Source organism: Paenibacillus curdlanolyticus YK9, assembly GCF_000179615.1.
In the GTDB taxonomy this organism is placed as follows: Bacteria; Bacillota; Bacilli; order Paenibacillales; family Paenibacillaceae; genus Paenibacillus_T; species Paenibacillus_T curdlanolyticus.
Map to the genome: position 1 here is coordinate 79,050 of NZ_AEDD01000006.1, position 18,451 is coordinate 97,500.

Consider the following 18,451-nt stretch of genomic DNA (forward strand, 5'->3'; position numbering starts at 1 on the left):
GTAAGCCATTTTCAATGAATGCATAGAACATCAAATGCCCGCAGCGGCGCGCTGCATGAAAGCAGCCGCTTGCGGGCATTCGTTTATATCCTAGATTGATCAACGGCTAGTACTGCGCTCCGAGGTGATCCACACCAGCCCCATCGCCATGAGCGTTGCACCGCCTATTTGGAGGAGCGTAATCTGTTCATCAAAAAAGAGATAGCCCGCCGCCACAGCCGTTGCTGGCACAACATAACGGAAGAAGTTAGATCGCGCTGCGCCGACTTGGTGCATCGCTGCATTCCATACGAAGACCGCTGCCACTGTGCATAGCAGCACGTTATAGGCGATGGCGGTGTAGTCGCCTGCTCCGAGGCTTGACCATGCTACCTTCCCCCAAGACCCGCAGGTCAGCGGCAGCATGAATAATGCGCCGAACGCAATGAACCATGCGCTTACGCGCAGCGGCGAATACTTCTGCATGAGCGGCATGCATGCCAGATTGAATAAGGCCCCAAACAGGCTTACGCCGAAAGCCAGCACATTGCCAATCATATGATCGGAGGACAAATCCAGCCCTTCCTCGCCCCCAATAATAATAAAGCATACGCCAGCCATTGCGACGAACCCGCCGATGGCCAGCCGTTTGGTCAGCGATTCCTTCGTGAAGAGAGGGGCGAACAACGCAGCGAATATCGGCCACGGCGCGACATTCAGCAGCGAGGCGTTCGCCAGCGTCGTATATTTGATCGAATACATAACCGCAATCTCAAGCACTGTAATACCGATAAACCCAATGGCTGCCAGTTGAAGGGCTACTCGTACAGGAACACCGATACTGCCTTCCTTCCAATAAAGCAGGCCAAAAAATAATGGCACGGCAAGGCCAAATCGCAAAAAAGCAAACAGGATCGGATCAAAGGTTTCCATTACCAATCGGGATACGCCAAAATTGGCCCCCCATATCGCAGCTACAGCCACGAGCCCAACATATGCCCAGCTTTTATTCTTATTCGCCATGGCTTCTACCAACCTATTCTTATTCGTCATATGCAATCGAACTCATCATACCCTCGTCCCTACGGGTTGTAAAGTATAGGCAAGTTCGATATAGTAGTTCAAAAGAACTCTAACTCTACTAACAAAGGATTGTGAACGACGACAATGGGTAGTATAGGCTTTAATCTGTTTATGGTAGCCGTATTAATTGTATTGACCGCTTTTTTCGTAGCAACGGAGTTTGCTATCATCCGGCTTCGTTCGAGCCGTGTCGATCAATTGGTATCGGAAGGCCGCTCCAACGCTTTATCCGTTCAGCGGGTGATAAGCAACCTGGATGGTTACTTATCTGCATGTCAGCTTGGCATTACGATTACGGCACTGGGCCTCGGCTGGCTCGGAGAACCGACCGTAGAGAGGCTGCTGCTCCCCCTGTTCGAAGCATGGAATTTGAACAGTGAAGCCGGACATCTGTTATCCTTCCTTCTCGCATTCCTCACCGTAACGTTCCTGCACGTCGTAGTCGGCGAGCTGGCACCGAAAACGTGGGCAATCCAGAAGGCCGAATTTATTAGTTTCGCCGTTGCCAAACCGATTATTATATTTTACAGGGTCATGTATCCGTTCATCTGGCTCCTGAATGGCTCCGCTAATGCGCTGATTCGCCTATTCGGCCTGAAGCCGGTGAAGGAGCATGAGGAAGCGCACAGCGAGGAAGAGATTCAGATTATCCTGAATGACAGCTTCCAAAGCGGCAAAATCAACAACACCGAGTACGGCTATGTAAGCCGCATCTTCGCTTTCGACGAGATGCTGGCCAAAGAGATCATGGTGCCGCGCACCGATATGATCTGCTTATTCATTGACAAGCCGCTCGCGGACAATATGGCGATCATACGCCAAGAGCAGTATACCCGCTTCCCGATTGCGCAGGATAGCAAGGACCAAATTATCGGCATGATCAATACGAAGCAGCTTTTCCTTCAACTGCAGGACGGCATTCCGTTTAACTTCGATCAGCTCGTTCGCCCTGTTATGACCGTTCCGGAGGTTATGCCAGTTAAAACGCTCCTCAAACGGATGCAGCAGGAGCGCATGCATATTGCGATTCTCATGGATGAGTACGGCGGCACATCGGGCATGATTACGATTGAGGATATTCTTGAAATTATCGTCGGCGAGATTCGAGATGAATTCGACGCCGATGAGCGCAAAGACATCGAGAAGCTGGCGGACAACTGCTACTTGCTCGACGGCAAGGTTTCGTTAGACGAGCTCGGCCATTTGATCGGCGAGGATCTCGGGCATGAAGAGGTTGATACGATCGGCGGCTGGCTGTACAACGAGATTCAAGAGCCGAAGCCGGGCAAAGAATTCCGGTACAATCAACTCCAATTCATCATTCGCGAAGTAAGCAAGCATCGCATTCGGAAAGTCGAACTCATCATTCATATCGAGCAAGAGCAATCCGAAGAGGTTGCTGATGTAAGCTAAAGCAAAAAAGGCCCTTGCGTTTCCACTTAGGAAGCGTCAAGGGCCTTGCTTTGCTTTGTTTGCTTATTATCGTTTCAGCAGCTTGCGGTACTCGCCATAGCCTTCTTCCTCAAGCCGATCGATCGGCACGAAACGCAGCGCAGCCGAATTGATGCAGTAGCGGAGTCCGCCCGCTTGCGGCGGCCCGTCCTCGAACACGTGGCCCAGATGCGAATCCGCTACTTGGCTGCGCACTTCGGTACGAACCATGCCATGCGTGACATCAAGATGCTCCGTTACGCCTGAGCCTTGCAGCGGCTTCGTGAAGGAAGGCCATCCACAGCCCGAGTCGTATTTGTCATACGAGCTGAACAGCGGTTCGCCCGAGACGATATCGACGTAGATGCCTTCTCCCTTATGATCATGAAACTCGTTGCGGAACGGCGGCTCTGTCGCATTGTTCTGCGTTACCTCATACTGCAGCGGCGTAAGCCGGCTGCGCAGGCTCTGCTCATCCTCGCGGTGCTTCCAATGCTGGGAGATGAACGCGTCGCGTCCCGAGCCCTTGCGGTACATTTTATAACGAAGCGGCTGTTTCTTATGATAGTCCTGGTGATACTCCTCAGCGGGATAGAACACGGACGCCGGCTCGATTGCCGTCGCTACAGGGAGGCCGAAACGCCCGCTTGCATCCAGCTCCCGCTTCGATGCCTCAGCCAATTGATGCTGTTCCTCGTTATGATAGAAGATAGCCGGACGATAGGACTCGCCCCGATCATGGAACTGCCCGCCGCCGTCGGTCGGATCGATCTGGCGCCAGAATATTTCAAGCAGCTTCGCATAAGGGAACTGTTCGGGATCAAATGTGATCTGGATCGCCTCCGTATGCCCGGTACCCCCGCGGCAAACTTCCTCGTACGTCGGGTTAACTGTCGTTCCTCCCGTATAGCCTGACACGACGCTTATGATACCCGGCATTTCCTCGAAGGGCGAAACCATGCACCAGAAACAACCGCCAGCGAAGGTCGCCAGCTCGATACGCTGTTCACTCATTTATTGAAGCTCCTCTCCGTTTTTCGTTGCTTCGATTATACTCCAATGGTTGGACGGGAACAAATCGCTAGGCGACGAGGCGCGCTACTGCACCTGAATATGTTACGATTTTCTGCCAATCGGTCGGTAGAGCCGTCGCAGCCGCTATTTTTTGTTACAATGAATAAAGCTATCGAAAGAAGAGGTGTACGCATCAAATGGAAGCTCCAATGCAATCCCTATCTGCCCCCCGTTCTGACCGCGCTCCGCGCAGACGAAACAGCCGACGCGCTTTTCTGATCTTCGTCTTCATCTGGGTTATGCTTATTGCCGCTGGCCTTACAGGGGCCAAGCTTTATTCCGACCATATGCAAGCATCGGTTACGGCTGATGTCAGCAGCCAAACCAAAGCCCAGCTCGCGCTTATGCAGCATGATTATGACGAGCGCCTTAAGAAGCTGGAGGAAAGCTATAAGGGCGAAATCGCTGTCCTGCAAAGCAAGATCGATGCGCTCAACGAGCTGCTGACGTTCACCAAAGACAATGCTAACGCCAAGACCGATAATAGCAACAAGCTGTACACGCAGCTCAATGACGTGAAGAAGCAGCTTGAGGAATTGAAGAAAAATCTGGACGTATTGAAATGAACATGCCCGTCAAGCTATTAAACCGCTCAATGCTGCTCGCTAGCGCGCCGTTTCTCGGCATTCTGATCTGGCTGCTGGCGACGCAGCTGATGATCACCATTCCAACTGAGCAGCCCAAGGCTACTAGTATGGCGGATGCCGGAACAACTGACCGAATAGCTTCGGCTGGAAAAGGGCTTGACGACGCTGCTCGTTTGGCTGCCACGACGCAAGCTTCGATCAAGAAGCAGATTCGGCTGTACGAGCAGACGAACGCCAGCATCCAGCTTATTGAATCAACCGTTTCTACGCAGGCGCAGCGACCGCTGCTCGTCTATGACCGCCGAATTACAGGCAAGCTAGGCTATACCAATCGTACGATCCAGTCCAGCAAGCTCCGGGCGCAGCTATTTACCATTACAGCGCAAAATTTCAGCGGCTACGCCTTGAAAGTAAAGCTCAGCGACAAGGACGCCATGCGAATGGTGCTCGGGCACGATAAATTTGGCGGCTCCGAGACGACGCTAGCCGCTGTAAAGCGTTATAACGCCGTTGCAGGCGTTAACGCAGGCGGCTTCGCCGATGGACGCGGCAAGCGCTATCCGCTCAGCACGACCGTGCTGGACGGCCAATATGTCAACGGCTTTGACCCGACGCACGCCGATCTGTTTTTCGTCGGGCTTAGCGAAGACAACAAGCTCATCGGCGGCAGCTTCTCCAGTAAAGAGCAGCTCGATCGATTAAAACCGAAATTCGGCGCTTCCTTCGTGCCCATTCTGCTGCGTAACGGCCAACCTGTACCGATTCCGCTCAAATGGCAGCTGAGCCCCAAACGCGCGCCGCGTACAGCCATTGCAAGCTATAAGGACGACCAGCTCTTATTCCTCGTCATCGACGGATACAACGAGTCAGGCAGTTCCGGCGCTACGCTGGAGGAACTGCAAATCCTGCTTACCCGATTCGGCGCAGTCAACGCCTATAATCTCGACGGCGGCGGATCATCATCGCTTATCTTTAACGGCAAGATCGTCAATCGCCCTTCCGATGGGCAGCTGCGGCCACTGCCGACGCACTTTTTATTTTTCGAATAAAACAAAGGGGTGTCCCGAAAGCCACGATGGCCGAGGGACACCCCTTTGTTTGCGTTGCAACCAACTGTTGGCGTTATGTTTACAGCGGTGTCTGAGCTGTACGCCTTCTTTTAGGCGGCGTTAATACATGACATGCAGCTGCGTTCTCATTGCAGTTTGTACAATCGATTCCGCTCGATCGCGGAAATAAGGAGTTATCATTGCATCGCGCGCAACGGGAAAGGCGACTTTCTATGTTTTGGGCATATCGGTGCCTCTTCTAAACCTTATCTCGTTGTATGAACTGCAACGGGAACCTTCGAAGCAGGCCACTCATCCCTTTCTCGTTGTACAAAGTACAACAGCATGCGAAACAAATAAAAAGCTGCCCTAAAAGTCGGTTAATAATGACTTTTAGGACAGCTTCATTTGGTGCATCTGAGCTTAGTGGTTGATCATCATCGTCATTTCAGTTTTTTCCGAGCCTTCGCCGGAATCTCCGTCTTGACGCTTAGGACGGCTGAGCAGGAAGCCGAACAGAATGCCTGCCGCGCCGATGTAGATCAGTACGGAGAACATATCCCCGAACGAGTGGGACATAAGCGCAGATGGATCTTTGCCATACGTTGGCGCATAATGCTCAACGCGATTCGCCAGAATCGTCGTCAAAATCGCGATTGCGAACGAAGTTACAACCTGTTGAAGCGCTGCAGTCAACGACGTTACGCGGCCTACAAGGCTTGCTGGCGCCGATTGAATGATGTGCGTATTAAGCGGCATCATCGACAAGCCCATGCCTGCGCCGAGGAGTGCGAACGGCAGAATGTAGCCATACTTGCTCGTATCCGTCGTCACTTGGGACAGAAGGAATGCTGCGAAGGTTACGATAACCAGACCGCCGATTACCGGAACGCGTGCGCCCAGCTTATCATACAGCTTGCCGCCGATCGGCATGCAGACTGCCGATGCGAGCGCCATTGGGAGCATAATGACGCCCGTTTCGAATGCGCCATAGCCTTTTGCCTGGATCAGGAAGAGCGGGATCATGAACATTGTACCGAACAACGCCACTTGCGATACCCATTGTACGATAATGCCTTTAGTGAAGTTGCCGGAACGGAATACGCGCAGCTCCAGAAGCGGCTGTTTGCGGTTCAGCTCTACGATGATAAAGACAATAAGTGCAACGCCGCCTACGATAATGCCTGTCAGCGTTTTAGCCGATGTCCAGGAGTTGCCGCCTTCACTCACGCCATAAGCGAGAGCAGAGAATGCGATCGGTCCGAAGATCATGCCGAGCGTATCAAGCGTTGGCACTTGTTGACGTCCGATAGCTGGAAGCGTCTTGATACCAATCAATACTGCTACAACACCGATCGGAAGGTTAATCAGGAAGATCCAATGCCACGAAGCATTTTCGATCAACCAACCGCCAATTACTGGACCCAGTGCAGGCGCGAGCAGCATCGGGATACCGATCATGCCCATAACTGCCCCTACTTTGCCCGGAGGCGCCAGACGGTAAGTAAACGCCATGGCAATCGGAGCAACCATACCGCCGCCGAGGCCTTGGATAACACGATACGCAATCAATTGCTCAATCGAGCCAGCCATAGCACATAGGCCAGATCCGAGCGTAAACAATACGACTGAAATCAAGAAAATATTTTTAGCGCCGAAACGATCCGACAACCAACCTGCCAACGGAATAACAGCTGCTTGAGACAGCGAGTAGCCAATTACGGACCATTGAACAACATTCAACGATCTGGCAAAATCCTCTTGCAGCTTCGGCAGCGCAACGTTCATTGCGGTACCGTCAAGGATAACCATGAACATACCTACGATAATTGCGAGCAGCGGTGCGATAATGTGACTCATCGACTGCTGGTCTTTGCTTAATGTTTCGCTTGACATAACTTTCCTCTCCACTCCTTTTTTCCTCTATTTCTCAAATTGACCTGCCGCCTTGATCGCGTTACAATGAAACCAGACAACTGAAAGCGGTTTTCATAAATAACCACAATTTAAGCGGACAATTGTCCGCGATGCAGTACTATTGAATAATAGCGGACAATTGTCCGTTTGTCAATTCGCAATACAAAAGCGATATAGAAAGAAGGGAGGCCGAATGTTGGTAACGCCCAAACGAAAAGACGCGCAGCAGCTAACCGAACTGATTTTGGATACGGCCCGGGATTTGTTCACAGCGCATGGCGTGGACGCGGTAAGCATGCATCAGATTGCCAAGACAGCTGGTGTTGGACAAGCAACGCTTTACCGGCGCTACACGCAAAAGGCCGACTTGTGCTTGGAGCTGATGGACGATCATTTTAACCGATTCAAAAACGATGTCATCCTGCTCCTCGAGCAGCTGCAGCTTGCAGAGGAAACGATCCATACCCGGCTCAACGCGCTCGTTCGGCGACTTGTTCAATTTTGCAACGATGAATCCGCGCTGCTTCACGCCATTCATGCGACAATTGCGCCATTGAACTGCATCGAAACCGAGAAGAAGTCTTTCTTTCAGTTCCCCCCTTATGTTTTCCTGCATGGGACGATATCAACCCTGATGAGGGAAGCTTTGGATAGCGGGCGGACCGTTCCATTCGATCCGGCGTTTAACGCGCATATCCTCATTACGGCTTTAGCTCCGCATACGCTCCAGCATTTGCATCAAGAATATGGCTACACGACAGACGATATCGTTGAAAAGTTGTGTATGGCTCTGATCAACCCGCTCTTCAAATCCTAAGCCTCGAGACGGCATCGACACGCCGTCCGAGGTTTTTTTATATTGCAGGCCTTCTTACTACAAGCGCTTTATTTCGACAATTGCAGGACTTCCGCCCTCCGTCTGGCGATTCATTGACGCTTGTCCGACCACATCCGATAATGGAATAGGTAGATCCAACCATTTCCAGAGGAGTGATTTCATGTCCGGTAAAATTCTAATCCTGACAGGCGATGCTGCTGAAGTACTCGAGGTATATTATCCTTATTACCGCATGCTGGAGGAAGGCTACGAAACCGATATTGCTGCACCGCAGCAAAAAATTCTAAACACCGTCTGTCATGACTTTGTTGATGATTGGGCTACATATACGGAAAAGCCGGCGCATCGCTTGGCTGCGAACATCGCTTTTGCTGATGTTGATCCGTCGCAGTACGCTGGCATTATCATTCCTGGCGGCCGCGCGCCGGAATTTATTCGCAACGATGTTGACCTGCCGCGCATTGTTCGGCATTTCCTCGAGGAAGACAAACCGGTAGGCGTGATCTGCCATGGCGCTCAAGTATTCCTTGCCCTGAAAGACAGCACGCTCTTCCAAGGCCGCACGATCAAAGCCTATAACGCAAGCCGTTACGAGGTGGAGTCGCTTGGTGCTACATATCCGGAAGAAAACCTGCATGTCGATGGCAATATTATCTCCGGCCATGCATGGCCGGATCTGCCAGGCTTCACGCGGGAGTTCCTCCGTGCAATTCGCCGCTCCGAAGCAGCCTCGGCGTCAGCCGCTGGCTCCTCTTCATCCATTGGCTAGTCCTAATCGCTAGGTAAAGCAAAGGGAGCAGCGCTCAATTGAGCACTGCTCCCTTCTTTCATAGCCAGCTCAGTTCTCGTCTAAGAGACCTCAATGACGATCGACTTAATCTTCACAGGCGTAACCGGCTTGCTAATCTCGCCTGTTTCGCTCGCTTGAACCTTCACCTTGCTGATCGCATGTACGATATCAAGTCCCTCTGTAATCTTGCCGAATATGGAGTAGTTCGGATAATTGTTCAACTGCTCGCTATTAGCACCCGTGCATATGAAAAATTGGCTGCCGTTCGTATTCGGGCCTGCATTCGCCATCGCGACGATGCCATCCTTATACGTATAGCCATTATTCAGCTCATCCTTGAATGTGTAGCCAGGACCACCGGCACCTGTACCTGTCGGATCGCCCGACTGAATGACGAAGTCTTCAAGCACGCGGTGGAAAATCACGTTATCATAATAACCGTCCTGCGACAGCGCGACAAAGTTATTCACTGTTAGCGGCGCTTCTTTGGCGAACAATTCAATTGTGAATGCGCCGAGTGTCGTTGTCACCTTCGCCTTGTACTTCTTGGACGTATTAATCGTCATCGCTGGCATTTTCGTGTAGCCTTTGCCTACTCGGATGATTGAATTTTTCGCATCGTACGTAATCGGCTTGCCGATGGATTCGCTTACAAAACGCAATGGCACATACGTCGTTCCTTTGTACATAAAGGCTCCGTCACCTGTCGGTTTTTTCTCGACGCCGTCGAATAGGAACGTAAGCTTTTTAAACTCCACTGTAATTGTTCCTGTCGCCGCATACGCGGTCGCCGCGCAAAGCAGCACCCCTACAAGCATACCTATGACGAGCCCTTGCAACCGATGTTTCACAACAATCTCCCTCATCTCATCCGTCAACGTTCGCATCATAGGATGCGACCTTAGTCAGATTCGACAATCACATGAATTGTCCCTGCCAATACAGCGCCTCGCTATAAACTTTTATCATGGGACATTCCGTCCAACGCATACATCATAACGTTCAAGCCTCGCTACGCACGGAGGACCTGCCGTCCTGCTTGCTGTATATCCAACCAGTATAGGGGGCCATTCATTGCTGCGTACCAAACGAGAAATCATCGTTGTTGTCATCCCTGCGTTCATCATTCGCGAGTTTATCGCGGTAGACCTTATCGGAAGCACGGCTTTATATTATGGGGTTAAGCTCACGCTCAAGAAGCTGATATTCACAGATGCAATCGCCATGATAAGCAGCATCATTATCCCCATTTTATACAAAAAAATTGCCCGGCGCCTATCGGCAAATCCGGACAATCAACTCCCTCGCGCTCTCGCTGCACGAACAGCTGTGCCGAAGGCTCGCACCGTAGTTCCCGAGCCCTCGCAACGCTCGTATTCGGATTTTGCAACAATCTCGATCGCGATCCCCCGGCCGCTTAGCCCGCTGGGTTAATGCGGACAGCCGCTTGCTTGCCGCTCACTTGAACGCCCGTTGCTTTAGAGCCAACTGGCTTCAAATCTGCCGCCAACCGTTCCAGCAGCTCCTTCGCCGGCACTTGCTCCTGCTTGCCCTTCAATCGGACGACGAGCAGAACCGGGTTGCCAGAAGCCAGCAGTTTCTCGGCCTGCCGCCGCTTCGTATCGTAATCATGCTCTTCGATACTCGCAGATAATCGCAGCTCCTTCTCTTTGGCAGGCTGCTCCTGCAGGCGCTCCTCCCGCTTCTGCTGTGTCTGCTCCCGTTTAGCTTCGCCCCGGCTAACCAGCTTACATGGCGGAGGACTGCTCATAAGCGATGTGCATACAAGATCAGCCTTCAATCGTTTAGCCATCGCCAATGCTTCATCCCGCGCAACGACTCCTAGCGACTCGCCATCGATGCCGGTCAGCTCGACTTCCTTTGATTTTATCTTTTCGTTCATAATTAAACTCATTAGGATCCCCCTTCCTTTCCAACAAGCTGCCTAAGATGTCGCCGGAAAAATTAAAACCCGATTCGGTGAGCAGCTGGTATCGTCCTGAATAACAGCATTCAATCCACGGTGCTTCGGATTATAATATTTTTTACGGTATTGCGTTGCCGTAATCCCCTTCAAAGACTTGAACACGCGGCAAAAATAGTTTTCATCGGCGAAACCAACCGAAAACGCTACTTCCTTCACTGTCGCATCCTCATAAAGCAATAGATGGCAAGCCCGTTCAATCCGGCGCTGAATAATCATCTCCCGCGGTGTGCGCCCCGTATGCCTTGCGAACAATCGGGTAAAATGCTCATGTGTCCACCCCGCCTGCTCCGCCAATCCCTCAACGGTAAAAGGCTCCTCCAGATGCTCCTCGATATAACGAATCGCCTTCGTAATTTGCGCTGGAATCGCTGCCACTCGTTCAACCGGATATTCGACGTATGCAGCATTCAGCTCTTCTAGCAACGTCAGCAGCAAAGCGCTTCCACGCTGCTGCATGCGAGTCGGATGCGCATATGCGATGTTCATTAATTGCGTCATGAGGCTCGCAAGCCACTCATCTCCGAGCGGAATGCAGGATGGGCCTTCATGCCTTAAAATCGGCAACAGGTCTTCTTCCCTTATATCCTCTACTTCATCATAGCCAAAATGGACGAACAGATGCCGGGACTGCTGTGCGGCATCATACCGATACTCATGCCACTCTCCTGGCCTTGTAATGATGAAGCAGGGCTCCGTGAGTGAATAGGTGCGGCCTTCAACCATATAGACGCTTCCTGTGCCAGTAGGGAAATAAAGCAGCTCATAGTCGCAAATCCGTCTTGGCTTTAAGCCAGTACCGGCTTTCATCAGCATATCGCCAGCAATATGTATATTCGGCAGCATCGGCGCCGATTGTTCCTGTTGTTCGTTTTGGGTTAATGGCTGCATGTCGACACAGGTTCCTCGCCTCAATTCCTTCATCCCCTCTACAATAGCACTTAGACGATCTCTTGCTTACCGCATCTTGATTCCTCTATTAGCCGTTTTTCGTGCATTATAGCCCATTATTACGCATAAACGCCTATTTCACAATGGATAAGAAAGATAAATAACTGGACGAATTTGATATGGAATATCCTTCATTTCGGCATAAAAAAACCGCTGCCTTCTGGCAACGGCTGCTCTTAATGATCCGATTCGTCCCATTTACGGGAGTATGCTTTCTTCGTCACCCACAACGTAACCCAAGTAATTGCAATCAAAATAATGACAGCGGATACCCAAACGCCAGCCGGTACGCCCATTGTACTTATCCCCCTTTCTCAAATGTACACGGTTTCTCTTATGTACGATCATACCTCACCCCAGTTGGTTGTGCAACGATAAGCAAGAGCAATACAGCGGTAAAATAAAGCCCGCATGCCCCAAGACGGGATCATGCAGGCTGCTTATTACCATTAACCTCCGACAAGTTCCGCCTCGTAAAATGTGCTTGAGATTGCGTACCCCAGCTGATCGCATAGCGCCAGTAACCGATTTAAATTCTCTCTTGCCTCATCATATGCTTTTGCCTCTCGTTGCTTCCAAACTCGTTCACTTAACTCCCCCAGCATTGTTGCTTGCTCCGCTAGCCGAGCAAATGCCGGGCCCATTATTTCCGACGCTTTCAAGTAATGCTCCAGCGAAGAGGCGGCAAACGCTATCGAGCGCGGAAAATCTTTATTGCTCATGATGAAAGCTATGGCCGCGCTGCTGGTCTTTTCCATTGCATCGTACTTGCGGAATGCTTCGTGAGCGCCTAGCGCCTTCAGCAGCAATACCTCGCGTTTATTATCATGCTGAGCTTTCGGCACGCTAGCGTCCCTCAGCATATTTGCATGGAACGCCCTTACGACACGCCCTGTGTTCTCTACTCTCTCCAAATGCTTCCCAAGTTGAATAAAGTTCCATTCTTGGCCCCGGACCATCGTTGAATCCGCCAATCCATTAAACAGCGATGTCCATTCACGCACCCGCTGGTAGAACAAATAGGGCGATTGCAGCATCATTTGGCTTACCGTTTGCTCCTTCAACCACAGGTATAGCGCATTGATCACTTCCCACAGCTCGCTTGGCAGCAGTTGGCGCAAGCCACGCACGTTATTACGAGCTTGTTGGATGCAAGAAAAGATCGAATTCGGATTAGAACGCTCAAAGGTCATAAAATGAAGCACCTTCAGTTCATTCACACTCGTATTGCTAGCCCTGAATCGTTCGATATCCCCAACAGCCGATACAAGCCGCTCCCACATATATTCCCGTTCATGCTGCGACCCGAATTGCTCTTGGCGAGCATGATAGTTTACATCAATCAACCGTGCATGATTTTCAGCTCGCTCCACATATCGGCCGATCCAAAAAAGCATCTCTGCATAACGATTCATCATCAGCTATCACCTCATCGCGTAATCACGTCTATACAACCCACGTATCCTTCGTGCCCCCGCCTTGCGACGAATTCACGATCAGCGATCCCTCTTGTAAAGCAACTCGAGTCAGCCCTCCGGGGACAACATAGGAATCAGCGGCTCCGGTAAACACGAAAGCTCGCAAATCGATATGCCTCGGTGCAATGTGCCCATCCGTAAGGGAAGGGCTGCACGACAGCTTCATCGTCGGCTGTGCAATATAACGCTCCGGATATTGCGTAATCAGATCTGCGAACCTCTGAAGCTCTTCCTCAGTGGCAGATGGACCTATGAGCATACCATAGCCGCCTGACAACGAGCGCTCCTTTACGACCATTTCAGATAGCTTGCTCAATACATATTCCCTCTCATATGGCCTAGACAAAATATAAGTTGGAACATTATGCAGCAATGGTTCCTCATTCAAATAATAACGGATCATATCCGGAACATACGCATAAATCGCTTTGTCGTCTGCCACACCTGTACCAGGTGCATTGGCAAGCGCCACATTGCCGGCCAAATATGCATCGATTAAACCTGGTATGCCTAGAACGGAGTCCGCTCGAAATACAGTTGGATCCAGAAACTCATCATCCACTCTCCGATAAATCACATCAACTTGTCTCAGCCCTCGCATTGTCCTCATGTAAACCTTACGGTCGATTACCGTTAGATCCCTGCTCTCAACGAGCTCGATGCCCATCTCCTGAGCTAGGAAGGTATGGTCGTAATAAGCTGCGTTATAAATCCCCGGCGTCAGCAGTACAACCAAAGGCTCAGACTTACCATTCGGATCCAGACTGCACAGGCTTCTTCGTAGCTCCCCTAAGCCTCGATCAATATCTCGAACTCGATTGTTATAAAATAACTCAGAGAACAAGGTACTCATGAGCAAACGGTTCTTATACACATAAGAGAGTCCCGAAGGCGTGCGCAGATTATCCTCTAGCACATAAAACTTCCCTGTTTCGCTGCGTATAATATCAATGCCAGCAAGCGGAATATAGGAATGGCCCGGCACATGCATGCCAACCATCGCCTTCAAAAAGTATGGGTTGTTCACTACAATTTCCCGCGGAACAAGACCGTCCTTCATTATATTTTGGTCGTGATAGCAATCTGCTATGAAGAGGTTCAGCGCTTTAACCCTTTGCTTTAAACCTGCCTCTAGCTGCTGCCACTCCTGACCTGTAATAATACGCGGAATCAGATCGAATGGGATTGTCCGTTCCAAGGAGGCATCCTCATCGCTAGAGCCATTTAGAGTAAACGTAATTCCCTGTCTCATCATTTGCGATTGCACCGCTTCATACTTTCGATTCAATTCTTCCAAGCTCATCATGGCCAATTGCTTCATAACAGCTGCGTAAGGTGTCCGTACTTTCCCGCCCTGACCAAACATCTCATCGTAAAATGCCGGACAGCTATAATTAGCAAACAAGTGTTTGTGTTGAATCATTGGCATGGCCATGACTGTTACCCTCCCATTCGTCTTATCAGTCACCTGGATGAGACGTCACTTTTTATTACATTTAATCAATATGATTAGTATAAAAGAAGGGTACTATTGCTGTATGTCGAAACATAGACGCGATTCACGGAAATTTTATGACAAATCATTAACAAATAGATCGTTTTACGATCTTTAACGTAACCAATACTTCCATGATAAGTTAACAATCGCATCATTCCTAATTGTGCTTTCACCTTTATGGCACCGTATATCACTTCAACTTATCCACATACGATTTGCACTAACCTATATCACTAACATTTATTTTTAAACATTCTGCTTTATTCTTGCTTTTCTTGCACACAACCCGTCGTCATTGTCGTGAATATTCTACTTTCCTGGCGAATGAAACAGCACCAATTCCATATGTGGATTATTGTCGAAAGCTACTCACAAATACAATGTTAACATCCTGTTAACAAATCAAATAAACAAAAAAAGAGCTCCCGTTAAAGGAACTCTTTTTTTGTTTATTTGATCAAATGAGTTAACAACTCATTCGAGATTAGATGAATATGGTCGGGATGACACGATTCGAACATGCGACCCCCTGGTCCCAAACCAGGTGCTCTACCAAGCTGAGCTACATCCCGATATTCAATTTGTGAAAATGGCGTGCCCTGAGAGATTCGAACTCCCGACCTTTTGATTCGTAGTCAAACGCTCTATCCAGCTGAGCTAAGGGCACTAATTATGGAGCGGAAGACGGGAATCGAACCCGCGACCCTCGCCTTGGCAAGGCGATGCTCTACCGCTGAGCCACTTCCGCAGATGGTGCGGTCAAGAGGACTTGAACCTCCACGGCTGTTACACCACTAGAACCTGAATCTAGCGCGTCTGCCAATTCCGCCATGACCGCGAAATAATATGGTGCGGTTGAGAGGACTCGAACCTCCACGAGCGTACGCCCACTACCCCCTCAAGATAGCGTGTCTGCCATTCCACCACAACCGCATATGAAATTAAAAGTGAGCCATGTAGGACTCGAACCTACGACACCCTGATTAAAAGTCAGGTGCTCTACCAACTGAGCTAATGGCTCATGAATGGCTGGGGATCTAGGGATCGAACCTAGGAATGACGGAGTCAAAGTCCGTTGCCTTACCGCTTGGCTAATCCCCAACGAAAGCAAACTATGGGGCGATCGAGGGGAATTGAACCCCCGAATGTCGGAATCACAATCCGATGCGTTAACCACTTCGCCACGACCGCCATGTGAGGTCAATGCTTATGTTTCGTGGCTGTAAAGCCGGTTAAGGTTATAATGGCGGAGCCGACGGGATTCGAACCCGCGGTCTCCTGCGTGACAGGCAGGCATGTTAGGCCTCTACACCACGGCTCCACATTATAAGTTCGGAAAAGATATCCGATGGGTAAAAATTGGTTGCGGGGGCAGGATTTGAACCTGCGGCCTTCGGGTTATGAGCCCGACGAGCTACCGAGCTGCTCCACCCCGCGTCAGTATAAAATTAATGGTGGAGGCTGACGGGATCGAACCGCCGACCCTCTGCTTGTAAGGCAGATGCTCTCCCAGCTGAGCTAAGCCTCCAAAATGGTGACCCGTAGGGGATTCGAACCCCTGTTACCTCCGTGAAAGGGAGGTGTCTTAACCCCTTGACCAACGGGCCAATCTTCTAACAATCGTTTCGATCTTTTAAGGTAAGATCGAACGGAGAGAGAGGGATTCGAACCCTCGCACCACTTGCGCAGTCTAACCCCTTAGCAGAGGGTCCCCTTGAGCCACTTGGGTATCTCTCCATGGCTCCCCGAACAGGACTCGAACCTGTGACAACTCGATTAACAGTCGAGTGCTCTACCAACTGAGCTATCAGGGAATGAATGGTGGAGCCAAGCGGGATCGAACCGCTGACCTCCTGCTTGCAAGGCAGGCGCTCTCCCAGCTGAGCTATGGCCCCAATCAATTTCTTACTTACGGTGTAATGCTAATTACACCTTGAAAACTGGATGCGAATGATGAATCCTTAGCTTAGTCTTGCTCACGAAGTTTGCTTCTCATACAAGAAGCAAAGCGTATGCTCACGAAGTTGCGATTTTGGCATTCGCCAAAACGCTTAGGATAAGCCCTCGACCTATTAGTACTCGTCAGCTGCACGCATTGCTGCGCTTCCACCTCGAGCCTATCAACCTGGTCGTCTTCCAGGGGTCTTACATACTGGGAAATCTCATCTTGAGGGGGGCTTCGCGCTTAGATGCTTTCAGCGCTTATCCCGTCCGCACTTGGCTACCCAGCGATGCTCCTGGCGGAACAACTGGTACACCAGCGGTGCGTCCATCCCGGTCCTCTCGTACTAAGGACAGCTCCTCTCAAATTTCCTACGCCCACGACAGATAGGGACCGAACTGTCTCACGACGTTCTGAACCCAGCTCGCGTACCGCTTTAATGGGCGAACAGCCCAACCCTTGGGACCTACTTCAGCCCCAGGATGCGATGAGCCGACATCGAGGTGCCAAACCTCCCCGTCGATGTGGACTCTTGGGGGAGATAAGCCTGTTATCCCCAGGGTAGCTTTTATCCGTTGAGCGATGGCCCTTCCATTCGGTACCACCGGATCACTAAGCCCGACTTTCGTCCCTGCTCGACTTGTTGGTCTCGCAGTCAAGCTCCCTTATGCCTTTGCACTCTCCGAATGATTTCCAACCATTCTGAGGGAACCTTTGGGCGCCTCCGTTACATTTTAGGAGGCGACCGCCCCAGTCAAACTGCCCACCTGACACGGTCCCCCTACCGGCTTCACGGTAGTGGGTTAGAACTCCGATACGATCAGGGTGGTATCCCAACGGCGCCTCCACCCAAGCTGGCGCTCAGGCTTCCTAGGCTCCCACCTATCCTGTACAGATCGTACCAAAGTCCAATATCAAGCTGCAGTAAAGCTCCATGGGGTCTTTCCGTCTTGTCGCGGGTAACCTGCATCTTCACAGGTATTAAAATTTCACCGGATCTCTCGTTGAGACAGCGCCCAAGTCGTTACGCCATTCGTGCGGGTCAGAATTTACCTGACAAGGAATTTCGCTACCTTAGGACCGTTATAGTTACGGCCGCCGTTTACTGGGGCTTCGGTTCATAGCTTCGCCTTGCGGCTAACCACTCCCCTTAACCTTCCAGCACCGGGCAGGCGTCAGCCCGTATACTTCGCCTTACGGCTTCGCACAGACCTGTGTTTTTGCTAAACAGTCGCTTGGGCCTTTTCACTGCGGCCCCCTCGGGCTATTCACCCTACCGAGGCACCCCTTCTCCCGAAGTTACGGGGTCATTTTGCCGAGTTCCTTAACGAGAGTTCTTCCGCGCGCCTTAGCATGCTCTGCTCGCCTACCTGTGTCGGTTTGCGGTACGGGCACCTTCACCTGGCTAGAAGCTTTTCTTGGCAGCGGGAACACATGACCTTCGGTACTATAATTTTCCCTCCCCATCACAGCCCAGCCTTACGATGTGCGGATTTGCCTACACATCAGCCTCACTGCTTGGACGGACTATTCCATCAGTCCGCGTCACTATCCTTCTGCGTCACTCCATTGCTCGTAACGGTTTACGGTGGTACAGGAATATCAACCTGTTGTCCTTCGACTACGCCTTTCGGCCTCGCCTTAGGTCCCGACTTACCCTGAGCGGACGAGCCTTCCTCAGGAACCCTTAGGCTTTCGGCGGACAAGATTCTCACTTGTCTTTTCGTTACTCATACCGGCATTCTCACTTGAATGCAGTCCACCAGTCCTTCCGGTCTGACTTCAACCCGCATTCAACGCTCCCCTACCCAAGTACCTACTGGTACATGCCATAGCTTCGGTGGTGTGTT

The 18,451-nt window shown here is 50.9% G+C and carries 14 protein-coding genes, 15 tRNA genes and 1 rRNA gene (1 of these 30 running past the window's edge); 6 read left to right on the plus strand and 24 right to left on the minus strand.

Annotation, left to right across the window (positions count from 1 at the left end; genetic code table 11):
• Positions 1 to 99 precede the first annotated feature (99 nt).
• Positions 100 to 1,002, minus strand: a complete 903-nt coding sequence (locus tag PAECUDRAFT_RS12560) for a DMT family transporter (protein ID WP_006038481.1) — start codon at positions 1,000 to 1,002, stop codon at positions 100 to 102.
• Positions 1,003 to 1,146: 144 nt separating this feature from the next.
• On the opposite strand from PAECUDRAFT_RS12560, the gene PAECUDRAFT_RS12565 reads away from it, so the two are divergent.
• Positions 1,147 to 2,475, plus strand: coding sequence for a hemolysin family protein (locus PAECUDRAFT_RS12565; RefSeq protein WP_006038482.1), 1,329 nt, complete (start codon positions 1,147 to 1,149; stop codon positions 2,473 to 2,475).
• 66 nt (positions 2,476 to 2,541) lie between these two features.
• On the opposite strand, the gene msrA is transcribed toward PAECUDRAFT_RS12565, so the two are convergent.
• A complete protein-coding gene (msrA, locus tag PAECUDRAFT_RS12570) occupies positions 2,542 to 3,507 on the minus strand; it encodes a peptide-methionine (S)-S-oxide reductase MsrA (RefSeq protein ID WP_006038483.1) in 966 nt (321 codons plus the stop codon).
• Positions 3,508 to 3,704: 197 nt separating this feature from the next.
• Here msrA and PAECUDRAFT_RS12575 point away from each other — a divergent pair, with 197 nt between their 5' ends.
• Both PAECUDRAFT_RS12575 and PAECUDRAFT_RS12580 read left to right on the plus strand, forming a co-directional pair.
• The gene (locus tag PAECUDRAFT_RS12575; protein ID WP_006038484.1) at positions 3,705 to 4,133 is read left to right on the plus strand and encodes a hypothetical protein; all 429 of its coding nucleotides are present in this window, start codon (positions 3,705 to 3,707) and stop codon (positions 4,131 to 4,133) included.
• On the plus strand, positions 4,130 to 5,203 hold the full coding sequence (locus PAECUDRAFT_RS12580) for a phosphodiester glycosidase family protein (protein WP_006038485.1): 1,074 nt from the start codon (positions 4,130 to 4,132) through the stop codon (positions 5,201 to 5,203). The genes PAECUDRAFT_RS12575 and PAECUDRAFT_RS12580 overlap by 4 nt, the downstream gene beginning before the upstream one ends.
• Positions 5,204 to 5,626: 423 nt before the next feature.
• Here the strand turns inward: PAECUDRAFT_RS12580 and PAECUDRAFT_RS12585 are convergent, their stop codons facing one another.
• Positions 5,627 to 7,099 carry an MDR family MFS transporter gene (locus PAECUDRAFT_RS12585; RefSeq protein WP_006038486.1) on the minus strand — a complete coding sequence of 491 codons (1,473 nt, stop codon included), beginning with the start codon at positions 7,097 to 7,099 and terminating at the stop codon, positions 5,627 to 5,629.
• Positions 7,100 to 7,313: 214 nt separating this feature from the next.
• On the opposite strand from PAECUDRAFT_RS12585, the gene PAECUDRAFT_RS12590 reads away from it, so the two are divergent.
• Together PAECUDRAFT_RS12590 and PAECUDRAFT_RS12595 are read left to right on the plus strand one after the other, a co-directional pair.
• Positions 7,314 to 7,937 carry a TetR/AcrR family transcriptional regulator gene (locus tag PAECUDRAFT_RS12590; protein ID WP_006038487.1) on the plus strand — a complete coding sequence of 208 codons (624 nt, stop codon included), beginning with the start codon at positions 7,314 to 7,316 and terminating at the stop codon, positions 7,935 to 7,937.
• A gap of 181 nt (positions 7,938 to 8,118) precedes the next feature.
• A complete protein-coding gene (locus PAECUDRAFT_RS12595; protein ID WP_006038488.1) occupies positions 8,119 to 8,727 on the plus strand; it encodes a DJ-1/PfpI family protein in 609 nt (202 codons plus the stop codon).
• Positions 8,728 to 8,807: 80 nt separating this feature from the next.
• On the opposite strand, the gene PAECUDRAFT_RS12600 is transcribed toward PAECUDRAFT_RS12595, so the two are convergent.
• Positions 8,808 to 9,599 carry a peptidylprolyl isomerase gene (locus PAECUDRAFT_RS12600; protein WP_158306248.1) on the minus strand — a complete coding sequence of 264 codons (792 nt, stop codon included), beginning with the start codon at positions 9,597 to 9,599 and terminating at the stop codon, positions 8,808 to 8,810.
• Between the two features lie 223 nt (positions 9,600 to 9,822).
• Here PAECUDRAFT_RS12600 and PAECUDRAFT_RS12605 point away from each other — a divergent pair, with 223 nt between their 5' ends.
• Entirely contained in the window at positions 9,823 to 10,182 is a 360-nt protein-coding gene (locus PAECUDRAFT_RS12605; RefSeq protein WP_006038490.1) for a hypothetical protein, read from the plus strand.
• Here PAECUDRAFT_RS12605 and infC read toward each other — a convergent pair.
• The 20 genes from infC to PAECUDRAFT_RS12705 all read right to left on the minus strand — a co-directional run.
• The gene (gene infC, locus PAECUDRAFT_RS12610) at positions 10,166 to 10,663 is read right to left on the minus strand and encodes a translation initiation factor IF-3 (protein ID WP_006038491.1); all 498 of its coding nucleotides are present in this window, start codon (positions 10,661 to 10,663) and stop codon (positions 10,166 to 10,168) included. The two genes, PAECUDRAFT_RS12605 and infC, sit on opposite strands and share 17 nt — an antisense overlap.
• Positions 10,664 to 10,693: 30 nt before the next feature.
• Positions 10,694 to 11,623 (minus strand): helix-turn-helix domain-containing protein, encoded by a 930-nt coding sequence (locus tag PAECUDRAFT_RS12615; RefSeq protein ID WP_006038492.1) that lies wholly within the window; start codon positions 11,621 to 11,623, stop codon positions 10,694 to 10,696.
• Positions 11,624 to 12,132: 509 nt separating this feature from the next.
• Positions 12,133 to 13,101, minus strand: coding sequence for an alpha-E domain-containing protein (locus PAECUDRAFT_RS12620; protein WP_006038494.1), 969 nt, complete (start codon positions 13,099 to 13,101; stop codon positions 12,133 to 12,135).
• A 28-nt stretch (positions 13,102 to 13,129) separates the two neighbouring features.
• The gene (locus PAECUDRAFT_RS12625) at positions 13,130 to 14,596 is read right to left on the minus strand and encodes a circularly permuted type 2 ATP-grasp protein (protein WP_006038495.1); all 1,467 of its coding nucleotides are present in this window, start codon (positions 14,594 to 14,596) and stop codon (positions 13,130 to 13,132) included.
• A gap of 558 nt (positions 14,597 to 15,154) precedes the next feature.
• Positions 15,155 to 15,231 (minus strand) — tRNA-Pro (locus PAECUDRAFT_RS12630).
• 18 nt (positions 15,232 to 15,249) lie between these two features.
• Positions 15,250 to 15,326, minus strand: a tRNA-Arg gene (locus tag PAECUDRAFT_RS12635).
• Positions 15,327 to 15,332: 6 nt separating this feature from the next.
• A tRNA-Gly gene (locus PAECUDRAFT_RS12640) sits at positions 15,333 to 15,407 on the minus strand.
• Positions 15,408 to 15,410: 3 nt separating this feature from the next.
• Positions 15,411 to 15,497 (minus strand) — tRNA-Leu (locus PAECUDRAFT_RS12645).
• Positions 15,498 to 15,506: 9 nt separating this feature from the next.
• Positions 15,507 to 15,592 (minus strand) — tRNA-Leu (locus tag PAECUDRAFT_RS12650).
• A gap of 15 nt (positions 15,593 to 15,607) precedes the next feature.
• Positions 15,608 to 15,680 (minus strand) — tRNA-Lys (locus PAECUDRAFT_RS12655).
• Positions 15,681 to 15,685: 5 nt separating this feature from the next.
• Positions 15,686 to 15,760 (minus strand) — tRNA-Gln (locus PAECUDRAFT_RS12660).
• Between the two features lie 14 nt (positions 15,761 to 15,774).
• Positions 15,775 to 15,850: transfer RNA gene (locus tag PAECUDRAFT_RS12665), tRNA-His, on the minus strand.
• A gap of 53 nt (positions 15,851 to 15,903) precedes the next feature.
• Positions 15,904 to 15,980, minus strand: a tRNA-Asp gene (locus tag PAECUDRAFT_RS12670).
• A gap of 39 nt (positions 15,981 to 16,019) precedes the next feature.
• Positions 16,020 to 16,096, minus strand: a tRNA-Met gene (locus PAECUDRAFT_RS12675).
• A gap of 15 nt (positions 16,097 to 16,111) precedes the next feature.
• Positions 16,112 to 16,187: transfer RNA gene (locus PAECUDRAFT_RS12680), tRNA-Val, on the minus strand.
• Positions 16,188 to 16,191: 4 nt separating this feature from the next.
• Positions 16,192 to 16,266, minus strand: a tRNA-Glu gene (locus PAECUDRAFT_RS12685).
• A 42-nt stretch (positions 16,267 to 16,308) separates the two neighbouring features.
• A tRNA-Ser gene (locus PAECUDRAFT_RS12690) sits at positions 16,309 to 16,396 on the minus strand.
• Position 16,397: 1 nt separating this feature from the next.
• Positions 16,398 to 16,473 (minus strand) — tRNA-Asn (locus tag PAECUDRAFT_RS12695).
• A 5-nt stretch (positions 16,474 to 16,478) separates the two neighbouring features.
• A tRNA-Ala gene (locus PAECUDRAFT_RS12700) sits at positions 16,479 to 16,554 on the minus strand.
• 157 nt (positions 16,555 to 16,711) lie between these two features.
• Positions 16,712 to 18,451 (minus strand): 23S ribosomal RNA (locus PAECUDRAFT_RS12705); it runs 1,191 nt beyond the window's last position.